The following is a 15544-nucleotide window of genomic DNA, read 5'->3' on the forward strand; positions in this document are numbered from 1 at the left end:
GAGCCTATTTGCTCCAGGGACTGGACGAAAACCCCAGCGTGTCAGTCCTTGTTCTTCCCTGGGGCGCTGCCGGACTTGCCGGGAGCGGTGTCCGACGAGGTGTCGACCGCGCCGGTGCCGTCCTGCGGCTCCTGCACGGGGTTCGACGCCGGGGCGCTCGGCTCGGGGCCGACGGGCGGGTCCTGCGTGGGCTGCTCCGGCTCGGTCGGTTCGCTCGGCTCCTCGCTCGGCTGCTCGGCAGGCTGCGACGGTTGCTGCTCAGGCTGTGACGGCTGCTCCTCGGCCGGTTCGCTCGGCTGCTGCTCCTCGCCCGGGTCCTCGCTCGGCTGCTGCTCGGTCGGAGCCGTCGAGGTGGTGTCCGTCGGGGCCGGTGTGCCGTCGTCGTCGCCGTTCAGGGCGAACACCGCGACCCCGATGCCGATGAGCACCAGGACGATCACGACGATGGCGGCGACGAGCGGCCCGCGCTTCTTCTTCTCCGGCTGGTCGTCTGGCAGATCGCCCCGGACCGGGCGGGGCGCGACCGGCGGCGGGGTCGGCCCGCTCGGACCCGATGCGCCGCGGTCGTTCGCCTGGGCACCGAGGACGGTCGTCGAGACGTCGTCGGCGGGGTTCGGCCGCTGGGTGTCGAGGACACGCGTGGCGTCGTCGCCAGGACGCGCGCCGCCGTTCGGCAGTTCGCTCGCCGCCATCGCCTGCGTCCGGTCGTCGGCGTTCGCGGCGGCTGCGGCACCGGCCCCGACTGCGGCACCCGCCGCACCGGCAGCCGCTGCGGTCACCGCGCCGGGTGTGCCGGGCAGGAGCTGCGTGGCGTTCGTCGGCTCGTCACGGCCCAGCGCACGCAGACGCTCGGCGGCCTCGGCAGCGGTCGGTCGCTCCGCCGGGTCCTGCGCCGTCATCACGTGCAGCAGGGTGCGCCAGGCCGTGGGCAGCTGCCGGTCGATCTCGGGCGAACGGGTGAGCCGAGCGGTGGCCGACTCGACGGCGCTGCCCGGGAACGGCTGACGACCGGTCATGCACTCGAGCAGCACGAGCCCGAGCGAGTAGACGTCGGCCTTGCCGGTGATCTCCTTCGCCAGGACCTGCTCCGGGGCCAGGTACGCGGCCGTCCCCATCACGGTCCCCGTCCCCGTCACGCGTGAGGCGTCCCGGAGCAGGGCGATCCCGAAGTCGGCGAGCTTGACGTGCCGGCCGTCGCTCTCGAGCAGCACGTTCGCGGGCTTCACGTCACGGTGGACGATCCCCTGCGCGTGCACGGCGGCCAGGCCGTCGGCGACCTGCGCACCCAGGCGGGCGGCGGTCGCGGGGTCGAGGGGCCCTTCGCGCAGACGGGTGGCGAGGTCGCTGCCCGGCACGAGCTCCATGACGAGGTACGAGTCACCGTCGACGTCGTCGAGTGCGGCGTCGTAGAGCGTGACGAGTTCCGGGGCACGCAGCGTCGCGAGGGTCTGGATCTCCGCCTCGGCGCGGGCGCGCTCACCGCGGTCGACGGGGCCGATGCGGAACACCTTGACCGCGACCTCGCGACCGAGCTGCTCGTCGACCGCCCGGTACACGGACGCCATGCCACCGTGTCCGAGCGTGCCCGTGACGCGGTACCTGCCGCCGAAGACCCGTTCTTCCATGCCCGGCAACCTACCGGTCGCGGCTGACGGCGCTCTGCCGTTGGGCCGGGTGCGCGGGGCGGGGCTTGGCGACTTCGTGAGCAGAAGATGTCGGGTGCGGCCGAACGACCCGACGTCTTCTGCTCACGAGGTGATGCGGTCGACGTCCGGCGCGGGCTCGGCACCGCGGTGAAGCGCCGTCAGGTACAACCGGTGCGCCGTGATCACGAGGGCGAGCCAGGCGAGCCCGAGCGCCCACGCCGCCAGCACGTCGGTCAGCCAGTGGTGCCCGAGGAACACCCGCGACGCCCCGACCGACAGCACGAACAGGGTGCCCACGACGATCGTCCACACCCGGGTGACGACGCGCGACTGCCGCAGGAGCAGCAGGTACACGATGGTGCCCACGATCACCGTGGAGTTGAGCGTGTGCCCCGACGGGAACGACGGCGACGTCTCGTACGGCGGCACCGCGTCGGACAGCGGCGGACGAGCCCGACCGATGAGGTCCTTGCCCGCGATCGTCATGAGCAGCGAACCACCGCTCGCGGCGACCAGGAGCACCAGCGGCGTCCACGCACGGCGCTGGATCGTGAAGCCGACCAGGAACCCGAGCGCGACGATCGGCATCCCGATCGTCCCCGCGATGTCGGTCCACCAGGTGACGAGGGTGTCCGCCGTGGGTGATCGGAGTGTGAGCGCCCAGTCGAGGACGGGTCGGTCGAGCACCGCGACGTCGTCGGCTTCACGGACGGCGTCGTAGACCTCGGAGGCGATCCACGTGGCGAGGACGGCGACACCCAGCCCGATGGCGAGCGTCAACAGCAGGAGCGGCATGGCCCCGAAGCGCTTGCCGAGCGCGGTCCACGCACCGGCGACACTGCGGCCGGCACGGGAGCGCCAGCGGGTCAGGTCGACTTCGCCGACGGTGCGGTCGGCGGCGTCCCCGTGTTCGGTGTGCATCCGTCCACCCTGCCCGAAGCCGCCGGGAGCCGTCCCGGCCGCGTCAGTCCTTCGCCTCCGAGTACGCCCCCACCACCCCGACCGACAGTGGGAACGTCACCGGGAAGTCCTGGAACAACAGCCGTCCGGCATCGACCGCGGCCTCCCGGATCTGCTGCGCCACCCACTCGGCGTGCTCCGCCGGCGCGTGCACCACGATCTCGTCGTGCACGAAGAACACCAGGTGCGGCCCGTCCGTCACCGCGCCGGGGAACCGCGCGAGCAACCGTGACCGCAGGGACCCCATCCACGCGAGCGCCCACTCCGCGGCGGTCCCCTGCACCACGAAGTTCCGGGTGAACCGCCCCCAGCTCCGGGCACGGGACTCGACCGCACGCTGCATCGCCGGTGTGCCCTCGACCGTGTACGCCTGGTTCCGCGCCTCGAACCACGAGTCCTCGGGCACCGGCGAGGTCCGCCCGAGCAGCGTCGTCACGGGTTCACCGCGCTCCCCCGCCCGTGCGGCCCGTTCCACCATGTCGAGCGCCTGCGGGAACGCCCGGACCAGGCGTGGCACGAGCCGACCGCCCTCGCCCTGGGTCGCCCCGTACATCGCGCCGAGCATCGCCACCTTCGCCTGCTGCCGGGTCTCGACGGCGCCCGAGGCAACCACGCCGTCGTACAGGTCGCGCCCGTCGCCGGCCGCCGCCATCGCCCGGTCGCCGGACATCGCGGCGAGCACCCGGGGCTCCAGCTGCGCGGCGTCGGCCACGACGAGCTTCCACCCCGGGTCGGCGACGACCGCCCCGCGGATGCCCTTCGGCAACTGCATCGCTCCCCCACCGTCGGCCGCCCAGCGCCCGGTGACGACGCCACCGACGACGTACTTCGGGTGGAACCGGCCGTCGCGGATCCAGTCGTCCAGCCAGGTCCAACCGTTGGCGGTGAGCAGCCGTGCCAGCCGCTTGTACTCGAGCAGCGGCTCGATGACGGGGTGCTCGATCTCCTGCAGCTCCCACTTCCGGGTGCTGGTGACCATCAGGCCGACCCGGCGGAGCGCCTTCAGGACGTCGGCGGGCGAGTCCGGGTTGAGCCCGGGGTCGTCGAGGCGCTCGCGCACGACGGCGGCGATCTCCTCGAGGCGACGCGGCCGGACGCCGTAGGGCACGCGCGGTCCGAGGGCGTCCTCGAGCAGGCGCTCGTGCACGTCGGCGCGCCACGGCAATCCGGCGTGCAACATCTCGGCCGCGACGAGGGCCCCTGCGGACTCGGCGGTGAGCAGCAGGCGGAGCGCTCCGGGAGCGGTCGACCCGGCCACGGCGGCGAGCTGCGCCCGGAACTCCGCGACCGGGTCGACCTCGTCGTCCGGCACGGAGGCGGTGAACAGGGCGTCGTCGAAGAGCTGGGCCTGCGTCGGCCGGACGACCCGGGCCTCCGCGACGGGCGCGTCGAGGGCATCGGGGGGTGCCGCGGCCAGCGCTGACCCCCGTGCTGCGAGCGCAGCACGCAGCACGCGACGACCGAGCCGCAGGTCGACGCAGCGACCGACCCGGCCGCCCGCGGCCAGCACGGCCGGGTACCAGCGCGCGGTGTCGTCCCACACCCAGCGCACGCCCGGTGCGTCGTGGGCCGCGACGAAGGCCGGGAGGCCCGGCTCGTCCAGGCGGACCGGCTCGCCCCCGGCGGTCCCCGCGTCGGTCAGGGGCGTCGCGAGGACGCCGCCGTCGACGCGGCGGAGGACGAGGTGCACGACACGATCATGCCGTGCCCCACCGACCCCGACGGACCAGGGCAGGAACGGGCGTCACTCGCCGGGTCGGACCGCCGCGGTGTCGGCGACGTCGATGCGGACGTCGCCGTCCTCGGCACGGGAGACCTCGACCCGCGGATCGGCGTCGTGCTCGTCGGATCCGGACATGCGGCGGAACGTGTCCTGCCGGCGTTCCTCGAAGGTCATGTCGACGCCGTCGTCGAGGTGGTCGTGGTCGGGCTTCGTCATGCCGTGCACGGTACGCGGCCTCGGCGTCGGGTGATCAGGTCACCGGTGCGGTGCCGGTCCGTTCGGTCCAGTGCGCGCCGCTCGCCCACCGGTCGAGCACGGCCGCACGCAACCGGCCGGTCGGCGCCGCGGCACGTGCGGTCACCAGCGGGACCCCGAAGACGAACTTGGCCACGCTGGCGTCCCCCTCGGTCGCGTCGTGCTCCCCTGGCGCGACGAGGCGGAAGCGCCGGGCGAAGCGCACGAGGTTGGCGTCGGGACCGAGCGCGGCGGGCAGCCCCGGATCGAGCATCCAGGAGCGGCACTGCCACCGGTCCGCGGCGAGCTGCGGCGCGAGGCCACGCAGGACCTCGGGTGCGCGGGCGAACGACCGGTCACAGGCGGCGGGGTCGAGCGGGCCGGTCTCCGGCACGTGCACGCCCCAGGCAGGCGTGCCGTCCGCCAGGTGGTCGCCGAGTTCGAACTGGAGGCGCCCCACGGCCACCACGCGCCCGGTCGCCACCGCGACGAGCCACTCCAGCCCCGTGCCCTGCAGCCCGTAGCGTGCGAGCTTCCGGTCGACGTCGGCGACCGACGCCTCGGCCAGGCTCCGCGGGAACCCTCGCTCCGCGAGGGCGACGGCGGTGTCCGGCACGGCGGCGCGGAGCGCTGCGACCAGCAGCGCGTCCCGCTCCGCGGGTCGGGCGTCGGCCACGGTGGCGGCCAGCGCGGCCGCCACCGTGGCGGAGTCGTCCGGTGACCCCACGGCGGCGGCGAGGACCGCGACGGACGCGGGACGGGCCTCCAGGCCGGGGGTCGCGGGGGTCACTTCAGACCGGACGACGCGAGCCCGTCCATCACCCGACGCTGCAGCACGACGAACATGATGAGCACCGGCGCCATCGCCATCAGGCTGGCGGCCATCAGCACCGGGTAGTCGATCGTGCGGTCGCTGGACAGCGTCGCCAGGCCAGCCGCGAGGGGCATGTCCTCGGCTCGGGTGGAGACCACGAGCGGCCAGAGCAGCTCGTTCCACGACCACAGCACGGTCGTGATCGCGAGCACGCTGATCGAGGGCCGGGCCAGGGGCAGCATGATCCGCCAGAACGTCTGGAACGGGTTCGCGCCGTCCATCCGCGCGGCCTCTTCGAGCTCGGGCGGCATGTTCAGGAACGCGGTCCGCATCAGGAAGGTGCCGAACGCGCTGAACAGTCCGGGCGCCACGATCCCCATCAGGGTGTCGAGCCAGCCCAGCCCCTGCACGATCTGGTACTGCGAGATCAGGTAGACCTGCGAGGGCACGAGCAGGATCGACAGCACGATCGCGAGCAGGGCCGCCCGGCCGCGGAACCGCATCCGCGCGAAGGCGTACCCGGCGAGCGTGCAGAGGACGATCTGCGCGAGCGTCCGGATGATCGTGACGTACACCGACGTGCCGAGCTGACTGAGGAACGGCAGGCGTTCGAAGACCTGCGCGTAGTTCTGCCACTGCAGCTCGCCCGGCCAGAAGACCGGCGTGACGGACTGCACCTGCGTGTTCGTGGACAACGACATGATGATCTGCCACAGGAACGGGAACGCCATCGCGAACCCGCCGATGCCGAGGACGACGTGGATCCACCAGTGGCTGCCGCCGCGACGGCCCGGCCGACGTGCGGCCCGAGGAGGTGTGACGGTGGCGGTCATCCCTGCACCCACTTCCGTTGGACGCGGAACTGCACGAGCGTGACGATGCCGATGAGCAGGAAGATCACCATGGCGATCGCGGCCGCGAAGCCCTTGTCGTTGTCGATGAACCCGGCGCTGTAGAAGTAGAAGACGAGCGACATCGTCTTCGGGATCACCGGGTTGGTGCTGCCGAGGATGGCGTACAGCAGGTCGAAGAGCTGGAAGCTCGAGATCGTCGTGACGATCACCACGAAGAAGATGCTCGGGCTGAGCAGGGGCACGGTCACCGACCGGAACTGCCGCCACCGGCTCGCGCCGTCGAGCTCCGCGGCCTCGTAGAGTTCCGGCGGGATGTCCTTGAGTCCGGCGCCGAGGATGATCATCGAGAACCCGAGGGACGACCAGAGGCCGACGAGGCTCACCGCGACGAGCGCGAACCCGGGCGTCGAGATCCAGTACGGGCCGTCGATGCCGAAGTTCCCGAGGAACCAGTTCACGATGCCGTAGTCGCCGTTGTACATGATCCGCCAGACCAGGGCGATCGCCGCGGGCATGGCGACGTACGGCAGGAAGAAGAGCACCCGGTAGAACTGGGCGAACCGCAGCCCCGGGGTGTTCAGCAGGCTGGCGAGCCACACCGCGATCGGGATGCCGGCGAGGACGACGAGCGTGTAGATCACCGTGTTGAGCAGCGACTGGTACAGCTGCGGGTCGCCGACCAGCCGGACGTAGTTCGCGACCCCGGTGAACGTCGCTCCGCCGAAGACGCCCCAGCTGGTGAACGAGTACCAGAACGTCTGGATGATCGGCCAGATGTAGAAGGTGCCGATTCCGACGAGCAGCGGGAGGACGAAGAGCCACGGCCACCAGCCGTCGGTCCGTCGCGGTGCTCGCCCGCCGTCGGCTCGTGGGCCGGGGGCACCCCGCCCGGACGAACGCGTCGTCCGGGCGGGGGTGGCTGCGGCCGGGGGCCGCTCGGTGTTGATCGTCACGGGTGGGACCTACTTCTCCTTGGCGAGGGCGGCGTCCATCTTCTGTGCGAGGTCCTCCGCCACCTGGTCGACGGGCTTCGACCCGTCGAAGGCGCTCGGCAGCAGGGTGGTCTCGAGGGTGTTCCACGCGGCGGTGTTCTTCGACACCGGCAGCGGCTTCGCGTAGTCGACCGCGTCGAGGAACACCTGCAGGTCCGCGTCGGGCATCGTCTTCGTGAACGCGCCCTGCGTGCCTTCGTACGCGGGGATGACCGCGCCCATGTCGCCCTGCTGCTGCTGGGCCGTCTTGCCCGCGAGGTAGACCTGCAGCGCCTGCGCCGCGGCCTTGTCCTTGCTCGCCTCGGACACGACGTTCGAGACGCCGTGGATGACGGTCGCCTGCTCTTTGCCCTTCGGCAGCGGGTAGGCGACGACGTCCTGCTCGAGCTCGGTGCCGGTCAGGGCCGATCGGAACCAGCTGCCGCCCTGGTACATCGCGAGCTTGCCCGAGGTGAACCACTGGTCGGCGGTGGTGTCGGTGAGCTGCTTGATCGACGGCGAGGCGCCGGAGTCGATCAGGTCGGTCCAGAACCGCAGGCCGTCCTCGGAGGCCTTCGTGGCGTACTCGGACTCCGTGCCGTCCGCGTTCAGGACCGCTCCCCCGGCCTGCAGGATCGTGTTGTAGTACGTGGTCTGCCCGTCCATGCCGCCGGCCGCCCCGTAGGCGCCCTTCGCCTTGAGCTTCTCGGACAGTTCGGCGCTGGTCTGCTGGAAGTCGTCCCAGGTCCAGTCCTTCGACGGCAGGTCCATGCCGGCCTGCTCGAACAGCGACTTGTTGACCCAGACACCGATGGTGTCGAAGTCCTTCGGCACGCCGTACTGGGTGTCCTCGTACGTGTACAGGTCGTTGAGCGCGCTCGAGTACTTCGACGCGTCGATGTCACCGGACTCGACCTCGCCGGTGATCGGCGCGAGCTTGCCGTTGGCTGCGTAGAGCTGGAAGTTCGGGCCGTTCATCCAGAACAGGTCGGGCAGCGTGTTGCTCGAGCCCTGCGTCTGCAGCTTCGTCCAGTAGTTGGCGTACGGCGTGACGTCGACGCTGACCTTGATGTCCGGGTACTCCTCGTTGAAGCCCTTCAGGTTGGCCTTGATCGCCTTGACCTGGTTCTCGTCCCAGACGGCGTACGTCAGGGACGCCTTGGTGTCCTTCGGCGCGGCCTCGTAGTCGCCGGAGCTCGACGCCCCGGACGACGAGGAGCAGCCGGCGAGGAGTGCGGCCGCGCCGAGTGCGGCGACGGCACCGAGGAGGGCGCGGCGCACGCCGGTTCCTCGGGTGGGCATGTGTGCGGTCATCGGGAGGTCCTTTCGCACGGCCGTCAGGAGCCGACGGTCTGGGCGGGGTGGGTGGTGGTGGGGTGGGTGAAGTGCGCGATGGTCTCGGCCGGCAGCGGCGGGACGTCGATGGGGACGGACCCGGTGCGGAGCGAGCGCGTGGCCAGCGCGCCGGCGGCGACCGCGGCGCGGGCCGCGATCGGGGAGAGCTCCGCCGGTTCGCCGAGGGCGACGGACCGCAGGAACTCGGTCATGGTGAGCAGGTCGGCGTCGGCGTGGCCGTCCTCGACGCCGTCGATCGGGTACTCCCGGTCCCCCGCGGTGTCCCAGCCGCGTCGGTGGGTCCAGACCTTCACGACGCCGCCGCCGGTGTCGCCGATGTTCTCGAGACGCCCCTCGGTGCCGATGACGGTGTAGTTCCGCCAGTAGTCGGGGGTGAAGTGGCACTGCTCGTAGCTGGCCTGCACGCCGTTGTCGAGCGTCATCATCACCATCGAGACGTCCTCGACGTCGACGACGGGGTTGAGCCCGGTCTGGGCGAGCGGCGGCCAGTTGTCGTGGGAGAACCAGTCCCCCATGAGCTCACCGCTGCGGTCGCGCCGATCGGTCACCTCGCCGTACACGGACAGCGAGCCCATGCCGACGACGCGGGCCGTGTCGCCACCGCCGAGGGCGTGGATCACGTCGAGGTCGTGGCTCGCCTTCTGCAGGAGCAGGGAGTTCACCTTGGTGCGGTCGGCGTGCCAGTCCTTGAAGTAGTAGTCACCGCCGTTGCCGACGAAGTGCCGGCACCAGACGGCCTTGACCTCGCCGATCTCGCCACGGGCGATGACCTCGCGCATCAGGCGGACCACGGCGGCGTGCCGGAAGTTGTGGCCGACGTACAGCGGCGTCCCGGTCTCGGCCGCGGTGTTCAGCACCGCGTCGGCGTCCTCGACCGTGATGGCCAGTGGCTTCTCGAGGTAGACGGCGATCCCCGCGCGGAGCAGGTCGATCGCGATCTCGGCGTGGGTCCAGTCCGGCGTGGTGACGATCGCGGCGTCCACGTGGCCGGTGAGGTCGCGGTGGTGTCCGACCACCACGGCGTCCGGGTACTCGGCGTGCCCACGCTCCCGGCCCGCCGCGGTGACGTCCGCGACGGCGACGACCCGTGCGGCCAGCGCCGGGTCGGTGGCCGTGGCGTCGGCCACGTGCCGCGCGATGGCGGACCGCTGGCCCATCCCGATCACCGCGACGCGGAGTCCTGCGTTGTCAGCGCCCATGCTCATCGCTCCCTTGCGTGAATGTGACGACCATGATGCCGAATCGATCATGAATGCACAATAGGCGCTCACGGATCGCTCACGCATCCACGCCGAGCAGGGTTTTACACGATGGAAACGTCGGGTCCGGTCCCGCCGGGGCGGGCAGAACGGTCAGTCCGCGACGACGAGCTCCACGCCGGCGGCCGAGAGGTCGGCGGCGAACGACGACGGCACCGGCTGGTCCGTGACCAGGACGTCGATGCGGTCCAGCGGGCAGATCCGGGCGAAGGTCGCGCGTTCGATCTTCGTGGAGTCGGCGACAACGACCACGCGTCGCCCGACCGAGGCGAAGTGCCGGCTGACCTCGGCCTCGCCCTCGTGCATGGTCGTCGCCCCGTACTGCCCGGTGAGCCCGTCGACGCCGAGGACCACGAGGTCGAGGGCGAACTCGTCGAGGGTGTCCCGGACCAGCGGCCCGACGAGCTCGTAGGACTGCCGCCTGGCGACACCGCCGGTGACCACGATCTTGACGTTCGCGCGGACGGAGAGCTCGTACCCGACGTTCAGGGCGTTCGTCACGATCGTGATGCCGAACTCGCCGTCGGCGCGGATGAACCGCTCGCTCTTGCCGAGTTCACGCGCGACCTCGGTCGTCGTCGTCCCGCCGTTCAGCCCGACCGTCTCGCCGGGCTGCACCAGCCGGGCCGCGGCACGGGCGATCGCCGTCTTGGCCTCGGCCTGGCGGGCGATCTTGTACTGCAGCGGCAGCTCGTACCCGGCGCCGAGTGCTGCCGCTCCCCCGTGCGTGCGCGTGACGAGCCGTTGGTCGGCCAGCATGGCGAGGTCGCGTCGGGCCGTCGCGGCGGAGATCCCGAGCAGCTCCCCGATCTCGGCGATCGACACGTTGCCGCGTTCGCTCACCAGTTCGAGCAGGGCGTTGAGCCGCTGTTGGGGGGTCATGCCCGTCATCCTACGGCGTCGCCACCGACGCCCGGTGATCGGAAATGACGTTTTGCCCTTCCCTTGCGCACGATCGCTCGCTACGCTTCCTGATCATCGATCACCCGGATCGATCCGGACCCGGAAGGCTCCCATGACCGACACCTTCGTGAGCGCTGAACTGGCCTCGCAGCCGGAGACCTGGCGCGCAGCCGCCGCACTCCTGCCGACGTTCGCCGACGCGCTCCCCCAGCCGGGCGAACGCGTGGCCGTGGTCGGCTGCGGTACGAGCTGGTTCATCGCCATGAGCTACGCCGTCGCACGTGAGCAGGCAGGCCTCGGCGTGACCGACGCCTTCGCCGGGTCCGAGTACCCCGCGTCCCGTGAGTACGACCGCGTGCTCACGATCAGCCGCTCGGGCACGACGACCGAGATCGTCGACCTGCTGCAGGCCCTGCCGTCCCAGCGGACCGTCCTGATCACCGCCGTCGCAGACAGCCCCGCCGCAGCCGTCGCCGACCAGGTGGTCGCGCTGCCCTTCGCCGACGAGCGCTCGGTCGTCCAGACCCGCTTCGCCACCACGGCGCTCGCGCTGCTGCGGGCGTCCATCGGTGACGACGTCGACGCGCTCGCGGCCCAGGCCGAGACCGCGCTCACGCTGCCCATCGACGACCTGCTCGACGCCGAGCAGGTCTCGTTCGTCGGTCGTGGTGCCGCCGTCGGCCTGACGTTCGAGGCCGCGCTGAAGACGCGTGAGGCCGCACAGTTCTGGGCGGAGTCCTACCCGGCGATGGACTACCGGCACGGACCCATCGCGATCGCGCAGCCCGGCCGGCTCGTGTGGTCGCTCGGTGCCGCACCCGACGGCCTGGCCGACGAGGTCGCAGCCACCGGCGCCCGCTTCGTCCAGCACGACCTCGACCCGATCGCCGGACTCGTCGTGGTGCACCGGTTCGCCGTCGCCCTGGCCGAAGGGCGCGGCCTCGACCCGGACAACCCCCGGTCGCTGACCCGGTCGGTCATCCTCACCTGATGGGCGGCGCAGGCGCGGTGCTCGGCGTCGACGTCGGCGGCACGGGCATCAAGGCCCGGCTGACGGATGCCGACGGACTCGTCCTCGACGAGACCCGGGTACCGACGCCTCGCGACGACCCGGACGGCGGACGGCTCGCCACGGTCGTCGCCGAACTGGCTGTACGGGCCTCGCAGCGCACGCCGCTCGGGGCGATCGGACTGGTGACCCCGGGCGTCGTCGAGGAGACCCGCGGCACCGTGGTCCTGTCGGTCAACCTCGGATGGCGGGACGTGCCCGTGCGTGGTGTCGTCCGCGCCGAACTCCTGCGTCGGGGGATCGACGTCCCGCTCGCCTTCGGCCACGACGTCCGCGCCGGCGCACTGGCCGAGGTCCGCGCCGGCGACCCCGAACTCGCTCGGGGGTCGGTCTCCTTCGTGCCGGTCGGCACCGGGCTGGCGAGCGCCCTCGTGGTCGACGGCGCCGTCGTCCCCGGCGGTGGCTGGGCCGGGGAGATCGGACAGGTCCGGATCCAGAGCGGGCCGCACGCGGGCAGCCGCGTCGAGGAGATCGCGTCCGCCGGGGGAGTCGCACGCCGTGCCGGGGCTCCGTCCGCGCACGCCGTGATGCTCCGGGTCCGCGACGGCGACCCCGCAGCCACCGCCGTCTGGGACGACTGCGTCGGGGTGCTCGCCGATGCCCTCGCCTGGACCACCGCGGTCGCCGGCTGCCACACGATCATCGTCGGCGGGGGACTCGCCGAGTCCGGCCCGCTGCTGCTCGACCCGCTGCGCGCCGCCGTGACGGCACGCCTCCAGGGCGTCCGCGTCCCCGTCATCGCCCCGGCCCGGCACGGCGATGCAGCCGGTGCCATCGGCGCGGGGCTCCTCGCACGGGCGCTGCTCGACACGGGGGTCCTGCTGTGACGACCCTCGTCCGCGCCCCGCGCATCGTGACGGCCGGAGCCGACCTGCACGACGGCTGGCTCGTCATCGGCGACGACGACACCGTCCTGGCGACCGGCACCGGGTCCCCGATGCGCACGGACACCGCCGTCACGGTCGACGGCGCGGTCCTGCCCGGGTTCGTCGACCTGCACGCCCACGGGGCCCTGGGGCACGACTTCGCCGGGTGCTCCGCCGAGGACGCCCGCGCCGCCGCCGCGCACCACCGGTCGCGCGGCACCACCACCCTGGTCGGGTCGGTCGCCACGGGGGAGCGCGCGGACACCGTCGCAGCCCTCACACGACTCCGGCCGCTCGTGGCGGACGGCACGCTCGCCGGACTGCACCTGGAGGGGCCGTGGCTCGCTCCGGCCCGGCGCGGGGCTCACCGCGTCGACCTGCTGCACGCACCGGAGCCGGCCGAGGTCGACGCCTACTGCGACGCAGCGGACGGCGCACTGCGGATCGTCACGCTGGCACCGGAGCTCCCGGGCGCGCTCGACGCCGTCGCCCGCTTCGTCGCGGCCGGGATCGTCGTCGCCATCGGCCACACCGACGCCACCGCCGAGCAGACCCGCCGCGCGATCGACGCCGGTGCCTCGCTCGTCACCCACCTGTTCAACGGGATGCCGCCGCTCCACCACCGTGCACCCGGGCCGGTCGGGGTCGCCCTGTCCGACGACCGTGTGCTGCTCGAGTGCATCGTCGACGGGCACCACCTCGACCCGGTGACCGTCGACGTCGTCCAGCGCAGCGCTCCGGGTCGGATGGTCCTGGTCTCGGACGCCATGGCCGCCACCGGTTGCCCGGACGGCTCCTACACGGTCGCCGGGTCGGCAGTGTCCGTCCGTGACGGTGTCGCCGTCCTCGCCGACGGCTCATCGCTGGCGGGCAGCACGATCACGGTCGCCGACGCGGTCCGCCACCTGCTCGAGGCGGGGACACCCCTTCCCGAGGTCGTGGCCGCGTCCGCGGGGCGTGCGGCGCAGCTGCTCGGGTCGCCGGCACCGCTCAGCGTGGGTGCCCCGGCGGACCTGCTCGTGGTCGACCCGGTGCACGGCAGCGTCCGAGCCCTGCCGACGGCGGTGGTCGCGTGATCCTCGTCGTCACCCCGAACCCGGCGGTCGACGTGACCTACCGGGTCGCCGAACAGCGCATCGGCGAGACCCAGCGCGTGCTCGAGGTCCAGCGGCGACCCGGCGGCAAGGGGCTGAACGTCGGCCGGGTCCTCGCGGCCACCGGAGTCCCGACCCACGCCGTGCTGCCCCTCGGCGGCGACGGCGGGCGCTGGATCAGCCACACCCTCGACGCCCTCGGACTCGCCCACACCGACGTCGACGTGCTCGGCGAGACCCGCACGACCGTGACGGTGGTGGACGACCTCGCACACCCGACGATGTTCGGTGAGCCCGGACCCGTGCTCAGCCCGGACGAGTGGGACGCCGTCACCACCGCGGTCGGAACGCTGCTCGACGGCGGTGCATCCGGTGCCCCCCACGCCACTGCCCTGGTCGTGTCCGGTTCCCTGCCCCGGGACACCGATCCCGCGGTCGTCGCCCGCTGGGTCGCCGCCGCTCGCCGAAGTGGCGTCCCCTCCGTGGTCGACTGCTCCGGTGCGGCACTGGTGGCAGCCGCTTCGGCCGGCGTGACCGTCTGCAAGCCCAACCGCGAGGAACTGCTCGACGCCACCGGCACCGACGACGAACGCGCCGGGGCACTCCGTCTCCTCGGACTCGGCGCGACCGTCGTCGTGGTCTCACGCGGCTCGGAGGGCATCGCCGCCCACACCACCCAGCACGTCCTCGAGGTCCCGGCGGTCGCGGGGGTCTCGGGCAACCCGACCGGTGCCGGTGACGCCGCGACCGCCGGGCTCGTCCGTGCCCTCACGAGTGCCGAGACCGACATCGCAACCGACGACGCGACCCTGCTCCGCGCACTGCGGTCGGCCGCAGCGTTCGGGGCCGCCGCCGTCCTCCGACCGGTGGCGGGCGAGGTCGACCCGGCCGACGTCGACCGGTTCCTGTCCACCCCGCCCGATCCCGCCCACGACCGAACGAGGACCCCAGCATGATCACCGACCTCGCCCTCACCGGCTTGCTCGACACCGCCCGCTCGGCCCGCCGCGGCGTCGGCGCGTTCAACGTCGTCCTGCTCGAGCACGCCGAGGCGATCGTGTCCGGCGCCGAACTGGCCGGACTGCCGGTCATCCTGCAGATCAGTGAGAACTGCGTCCGGTACCACGGCGGTCTCGCACCGATCACGACCGCGACCCAGGCCATCGCCCGCGCCGCCGACGTCGAGGTCCTCGTGCACCTCGACCACATCGAGGACCCGGAACTCGTCGTCGCCGGGGTCGACCTCGGCGTCGACTCGATCATGTACGACGGTTCGCACCTGGACTTCGCGGCCAACGTGGCTGCGACCCGCGAACTCGCCGAGCGCTGCCACGTCGCCGGCGTCGCGATCGAGGCGGAGCTCGGTGAGGTCGGCGGCAAGGACGGCGTGCACGCGCCGGGCGTCCGGACCGATCCGACCGACGCCGCCGCGTTCGTGGCCGACACCGGGGTCGATGCCCTGGCGGTCGCGGTGGGGACCTCGCACGCGATGCAGACGCGCGAGGCCTCGGTGGACCGTGACCTCGTCGAGCGGCTCCGTGCCACGGTGCCGGTGCCGCTCGTGCTGCACGGGTCCTCGGGTCTGTCCGACGACGAACTCCGCGGCGCCGTGCACGCCGGGATGACGAAGATCAACATCTCGACGCACCTGAACGGCCTGTTCACCCGGGCGCTCCGTACCGTGCTCGACGAGCGGCCGGACATCGTCGACCCGCGCAAGTACGTGTCGGCGGGCCGCGACGCGATCGCCACCGAGACCGCACGGCTGCTGACGCTCCTGCACGCCTGAGGCGCG

The 15544-nt window shown here is 72.4% G+C and carries 15 protein-coding genes; 5 read left to right on the plus strand and 10 right to left on the minus strand.

Annotated features, from left to right (window positions below; translation table 11 throughout):
* Positions 1-41 precede the first annotated feature (41 nt).
* The 10 genes from KK097_RS01135 to KK097_RS01180 all read right to left on the minus strand — a co-directional run bounded on the left by KK097_RS01135 (position 42) and on the right by KK097_RS01180 (position 10699).
* Positions 42-1625 carry a serine/threonine-protein kinase gene (locus KK097_RS01135; protein ID WP_214543409.1) on the minus strand — a complete coding sequence of 528 codons (1584 nt, stop codon included), beginning with the start codon at positions 1623-1625 and terminating at the stop codon, positions 42-44.
* A gap of 123 nt (positions 1626-1748) precedes the next feature.
* Positions 1749-2567 (minus strand): phosphatase PAP2 family protein, encoded by an 819-nt coding sequence (locus tag KK097_RS01140; protein ID WP_214543410.1) that lies wholly within the window; start codon positions 2565-2567, stop codon positions 1749-1751.
* A 43-nt stretch (positions 2568-2610) separates the two neighbouring features.
* Positions 2611-4296, minus strand: coding sequence for a bifunctional 3'-5' exonuclease/DNA polymerase (locus tag KK097_RS01145; protein ID WP_214543411.1), 1686 nt, complete (start codon positions 4294-4296; stop codon positions 2611-2613).
* 54 nt (positions 4297-4350) lie between these two features.
* A complete protein-coding gene (locus KK097_RS01150) occupies positions 4351-4545 on the minus strand; it encodes a hypothetical protein (protein WP_017887924.1) in 195 nt (64 codons plus the stop codon).
* A 34-nt stretch (positions 4546-4579) separates the two neighbouring features.
* Positions 4580-5353 (minus strand): hypothetical protein, encoded by a 774-nt coding sequence (locus KK097_RS18525; RefSeq protein WP_214530600.1) that lies wholly within the window; start codon positions 5351-5353, stop codon positions 4580-4582.
* Positions 5350-6210 (minus strand): carbohydrate ABC transporter permease, encoded by an 861-nt coding sequence (locus KK097_RS01160; RefSeq protein ID WP_250896305.1) that lies wholly within the window; start codon positions 6208-6210, stop codon positions 5350-5352. Before KK097_RS01160 ends, KK097_RS18525 begins: the two co-directional genes overlap by 4 nt.
* Positions 6207-7184 carry a carbohydrate ABC transporter permease gene (locus tag KK097_RS17810; protein ID WP_214543412.1) on the minus strand — a complete coding sequence of 326 codons (978 nt, stop codon included), beginning with the start codon at positions 7182-7184 and terminating at the stop codon, positions 6207-6209. Before KK097_RS17810 ends, KK097_RS01160 begins: the two co-directional genes overlap by 4 nt.
* Positions 7185-7193: 9 nt before the next feature.
* A complete protein-coding gene (locus KK097_RS01170) occupies positions 7194-8516 on the minus strand; it encodes an ABC transporter substrate-binding protein (protein ID WP_214543413.1) in 1323 nt (440 codons plus the stop codon).
* Positions 8517-8539: 23 nt separating this feature from the next.
* Entirely contained in the window at positions 8540-9763 is a 1224-nt protein-coding gene (locus KK097_RS01175; RefSeq protein ID WP_214543414.1) for a Gfo/Idh/MocA family protein, read from the minus strand.
* A gap of 147 nt (positions 9764-9910) precedes the next feature.
* Positions 9911-10699 (minus strand): DeoR/GlpR family DNA-binding transcription regulator, encoded by a 789-nt coding sequence (locus tag KK097_RS01180; RefSeq protein ID WP_250893250.1) that lies wholly within the window; start codon positions 10697-10699, stop codon positions 9911-9913.
* 133 nt (positions 10700-10832) lie between these two features.
* Between KK097_RS01180 and KK097_RS01185 the strand changes: the two genes are divergently transcribed.
* From KK097_RS01185 to KK097_RS01205, 5 genes are read left to right on the plus strand one after another with little or no spacing between them, the layout of a single operon-like run.
* Entirely contained in the window at positions 10833-11711 is an 879-nt protein-coding gene (locus KK097_RS01185) for an SIS domain-containing protein (protein WP_214530605.1), read from the plus strand.
* The gene (locus KK097_RS01190; RefSeq protein WP_214543415.1) at positions 11711-12616 is read left to right on the plus strand and encodes an ROK family protein; all 906 of its coding nucleotides are present in this window, start codon (positions 11711-11713) and stop codon (positions 12614-12616) included. Before KK097_RS01185 ends, KK097_RS01190 begins: the two co-directional genes overlap by 1 nt.
* The gene (gene nagA, locus KK097_RS01195) at positions 12613-13731 is read left to right on the plus strand and encodes an N-acetylglucosamine-6-phosphate deacetylase (protein ID WP_214543416.1); all 1119 of its coding nucleotides are present in this window, start codon (positions 12613-12615) and stop codon (positions 13729-13731) included. The genes KK097_RS01190 and nagA overlap by 4 nt, the downstream gene beginning before the upstream one ends.
* Positions 13728-14705 carry a 1-phosphofructokinase family hexose kinase gene (locus KK097_RS01200; protein WP_214543417.1) on the plus strand — a complete coding sequence of 326 codons (978 nt, stop codon included), beginning with the start codon at positions 13728-13730 and terminating at the stop codon, positions 14703-14705. Before nagA ends, KK097_RS01200 begins: the two co-directional genes overlap by 4 nt.
* Positions 14702-15538 (plus strand): class II fructose-bisphosphate aldolase, encoded by an 837-nt coding sequence (locus tag KK097_RS01205; RefSeq protein WP_214543418.1) that lies wholly within the window; start codon positions 14702-14704, stop codon positions 15536-15538. The genes KK097_RS01200 and KK097_RS01205 overlap by 4 nt, the downstream gene beginning before the upstream one ends.
* Positions 15539-15544 lie beyond the last annotated feature (6 nt).

Origin of the sequence: Curtobacterium flaccumfaciens, assembly GCF_018598405.1 — a bacterium.
Lineage (GTDB): Bacteria > Actinomycetota > Actinomycetes > Actinomycetales > Microbacteriaceae > Curtobacterium > Curtobacterium aurantiacum.

Excerpts from the sequence above, each read along its gene's own strand:
- KK097_RS01170 (WP_214543413.1), bottom strand. The coding sequence starts at position 8,516 with ATGACCGCACACATGCCCACCCGAGGAACCGGCGTGCGCCGCGCCCTC.
- KK097_RS01205 (WP_214543418.1), top strand. The coding sequence starts at position 14,702 with ATGATCACCGACCTCGCCCTCACCGGCTTGCTCGACACCGCCCGCTCG.
- KK097_RS01140 (WP_214543410.1), bottom strand. The coding sequence starts at position 2,567 with ATGCACACCGAACACGGGGACGCCGCCGACCGCACCGTCGGCGAAGTC.
- KK097_RS01175 (WP_214543414.1), bottom strand. The coding sequence starts at position 9,763 with ATGAGCATGGGCGCTGACAACGCAGGACTCCGCGTCGCGGTGATCGGG.
- KK097_RS01180 (WP_250893250.1), bottom strand. The coding sequence starts at position 10,699 with ATGACCCCCCAACAGCGGCTCAACGCCCTGCTCGAACTGGTGAGCGAA.
- KK097_RS01150 (WP_017887924.1), bottom strand. The coding sequence starts at position 4,545 with ATGACGAAGCCCGACCACGACCACCTCGACGACGGCGTCGACATGACC.
- KK097_RS01160 (WP_250896305.1), bottom strand. The coding sequence starts at position 6,210 with ATGACCGCCACCGTCACACCTCCTCGGGCCGCACGTCGGCCGGGCCGT.
- KK097_RS01190 (WP_214543415.1), top strand. The coding sequence starts at position 11,711 with ATGGGCGGCGCAGGCGCGGTGCTCGGCGTCGACGTCGGCGGCACGGGC.
- KK097_RS01185 (WP_214530605.1), top strand. The coding sequence starts at position 10,833 with ATGACCGACACCTTCGTGAGCGCTGAACTGGCCTCGCAGCCGGAGACC.
- KK097_RS01135 (WP_214543409.1), bottom strand. The coding sequence starts at position 1,625 with ATGGAAGAACGGGTCTTCGGCGGCAGGTACCGCGTCACGGGCACGCTC.